Origin of the sequence: Tenacibaculum sp. L6, assembly GCF_028823685.1 — a bacterium.
Lineage (GTDB): Bacteria > Bacteroidota > Bacteroidia > Flavobacteriales > Flavobacteriaceae > Polaribacter.
The window spans coordinates 1-2,888 of sequence record NZ_JAPEHZ010000115.1; the positions used below are offsets into that span (position 1 = coordinate 1).

Consider the following 2,888-nt stretch of genomic DNA (forward strand, 5'->3'; position numbering starts at 1 on the left):
TTCGTTCTAAATGACTATCTATATACGAAGACTTATTTGCCTCTGTAAATAAGTTATATAAATTCCACAAACTTACATCACGGTTTTCTGAATGTTTAAAATTATTATCATTATAAAATCCTTTTACCACTGAGGTTATTTGCGAGTCTGTTAACTCTACAGGAAACTTTCCTTTTTTATTTTTTTTATTTAGAAAGTGATACATTTTCATTTTTCCTACTAAATGTGCAAATTCAAACTCATTAATCTTATACTTACTCATTCTTTCCATGTTTCCTAAGTGAGCATCTTCATTATAGTTTAATATAAGATTTTTAATAACTTCTTGTAATTCTGAAATACTACTAACTCTAATCTCAGCCTTTAAACCATCTGTACTAATGCAAAGATTTGTACACACAGTATTTTTAAAACCTATAAAAACTTTAAATTTTTCAATAGATTTTTTTGAAAATAAATTTTCTTGATTATAAGCTCTCACACCACCTATTGTAAGGTTTAGTATTTGGTTATTGACAACTACTTGCCTACTTGGAACTTCCATCATAAAAGCCATTCTTTCATAATAAATAGTTTTTTCATAATCTTTTAGTTCTTTAACAGGTTTTCCTATTGCACTTGGAACTCTACCTTTAATTTGATGAGAAACCCTAATTGCTGGTTCTGAAATTGTATTTGAAAAAACTGATTGCGCTATTTCTCTAGTAGCATTAATAAATGAATAATGTGAAATTGTTGTTTCATTGTCCTTTGCAAAAACAGGAATTATACAATCATTTTTAAGATGATTTATTGTTACTTCTGATGTATTAGCTTCTATAAATTTACTAGATGGCTTTTGAATGATTTGTGACACATCTTGTATCGTTTCTACAGGGTTCCTGTTAGCTATTAATTCCATTTTCTGATGATTTTACTATTTGATTATTTTTTATTACTTGACTATTTACGCTCTCAATAACTTCTTTACGTTGTACTATTACTTGATGAAGCTCTTTTTGCAATCCACTATACTTTTGATATAAGTGTCTTAAACCTTCCACAGTAGTGCATTCTTCAATTTCTCGCTTAGCTTGTTCTACTGAAATTCCTTGATTACACCATTCAATTAATTTCTTACCAGTTCCTTTACCAATTACAAATTCTGGCTTATCCATAAATAAACCTGTTCTATCTTTAGATGCTTTTGCTAAGTGCTTATCGTTAATAAGCTCAAAATTTACTGTTAACTCATACTCATAGCCTTCGCGTGTAATCTCCTTTGTACCGTGTTTAATTACCTTCGTCCTGCCGTTATTCCCTTGATCTAAGGAATAATCTATCTTTCTTCTAGCTGTTGTAATCATATGACATTTAGATTGAAGAATAGCGTCTATAAAAGCGTTATGACGTGGGGTTATTTTTGCCCAATCTTGAAATCGCCCACCTAATTGCTCATGTAATTGTAAACACCCATTTTTACCACTCCATTCATGAGTAATACTATCAATGATAATTACTTCAATATTGGCATTTTCACATACTTTAATCGCTTGGATATACCTTTCTGGATTATAAGGCTCATTCAAGTTTAAGACATTGAAATTACCTAAATGAGAGTATAAACTTGCACTATTATTCTCTGTATCTATAACAGCTATTTTACTCCAATCTTCTGTTATTCCATAGGCTAATAATAAAGCTGAATAAGTTTTTCCAAACCCTGAAGCTCCTGACAACCCTAATCGTAACTTAACTTGATGTCTATGTGCTTTTTTTAATTCCATAATCTTTTTTGTTTATTTTTTATAATTTTTTAATAGTATAAAACATACTTTAGTGCATAAAAAAAGAGCTCCATTTCTGGAACTCTTCTTATCAATTAAATCTTTAAAAATCAGTTATAATACCTCTTCTAGAACAACATTTTTCTTTAGAAGCTCTTGGTCTTTAGTTAAATATTCATACCTATGTGTAAGACTCAAAATATCTCCTGTTTTTTCATCAGTATACTCATATGGTTCAACTTCAACTTTTTTTACAGACCCTTCCAATTCTGTACCTAAAAGGGCTTTACATGTATCTACATCAAAAGTAGATGGCACTCTTGCCTTTCTAGCTGTTAAATACAGTTTTCCTGTTTCTTTGCTTTTAACAGCTTCAACTCCACCTTGAACAATTAATACACAGAACTCTGTTCCTTCTTCTCGTTTGTACGTCTTAAAATCCACAATTCTAACCATGGTTTCTTAAATTTTTAGATTAATAATAAGTTAACGGGGACTATTCCCCAATACCAAAGAAGCGTGGGGATGAAGATTGGGTTATGAAGCACTTTCTCTAATGAAAACTTCAAAAAAATTTTAAAAAAATTATTTTTTTTTGAATACTATCGATATCAAGTATATAATAAAAATAAATACTCCTAATGGAAGAAGCAATTTTATTAATTTATATAATTCTCCAGGTAAAACTAATAAGCCTCTTAAAAACTGAAAAATAAAAACAACCCCTCCAACTACTAAAAGTAAAAGCACTATTGAATTTTTAATCTTTTCCATTTTTTTTCTTATTTATAATCCCAATTTTTATCGTGGTAGAATTGTGTCGTTTTAGAATCAAAAAAATAATACTTTAACCAAATACTTTTTCCTGACGATAAAGGAACTGTAAAATCCATATAACCGTCGTTGTTATAATCATAAAACCTAAAAATTATCTCATCTAACCCCGTTACATCCTCTATATTTGAGAATTTATTTATAAGTTTTTGATTTTTATATATTTTTAGATGCTTTATTCCTCCATAATAACCTATATTTTCAGAATAAGTTAGTTTTGAATCCCAGTTTATTATAAATTTAAAGCCTGACACCACAAAACTAGTGTCGGATCTTACACTTTTATAA

4 protein-coding genes are annotated in these 2,888 nt (G+C 29.1%); all 4 read right to left on the reverse strand.

What is annotated here, in order from left to right; genetic code table 11:
• Nucleotides 1–901 (reverse strand): DUF3871 family protein (locus OU788_RS12060; protein WP_274635396.1); only part of this gene is annotated, 901 nt, incomplete at its 3' end.
• The gene (locus OU788_RS12065; RefSeq protein WP_274635397.1) at nucleotides 885–1,766 is read right to left on the reverse strand and encodes an AAA family ATPase; all 882 of its coding nucleotides are present in this window, start codon (nucleotides 1,764–1,766) and stop codon (nucleotides 885–887) included. The genes OU788_RS12060 and OU788_RS12065, both read right to left, overlap by 17 nt.
• A gap of 114 nt (nucleotides 1,767–1,880) precedes the next feature.
• Nucleotides 1,881–2,222, reverse strand: coding sequence for a hypothetical protein (locus OU788_RS12070; protein ID WP_274635398.1), 342 nt, complete (start codon nucleotides 2,220–2,222; stop codon nucleotides 1,881–1,883).
• Between the two features lie 326 nt (nucleotides 2,223–2,548).
• Nucleotides 2,549–2,888, reverse strand: a 340-nt coding sequence (locus OU788_RS12075; protein ID WP_274635399.1) for a hypothetical protein, incomplete at its 5' end; no start/stop codon positions are given.

Coding starts and splice junctions, on each gene's coding strand:
- OU788_RS12065 (WP_274635397.1), bottom strand. CDS start 1,766: ATGGAATTAAAAAAAGCACATAGACATCAAGTTAAGTTACGATTAGGG.
- OU788_RS12070 (WP_274635398.1), bottom strand. CDS start 2,222: ATGGTTAGAATTGTGGATTTTAAGACGTACAAACGAGAAGAAGGAACA.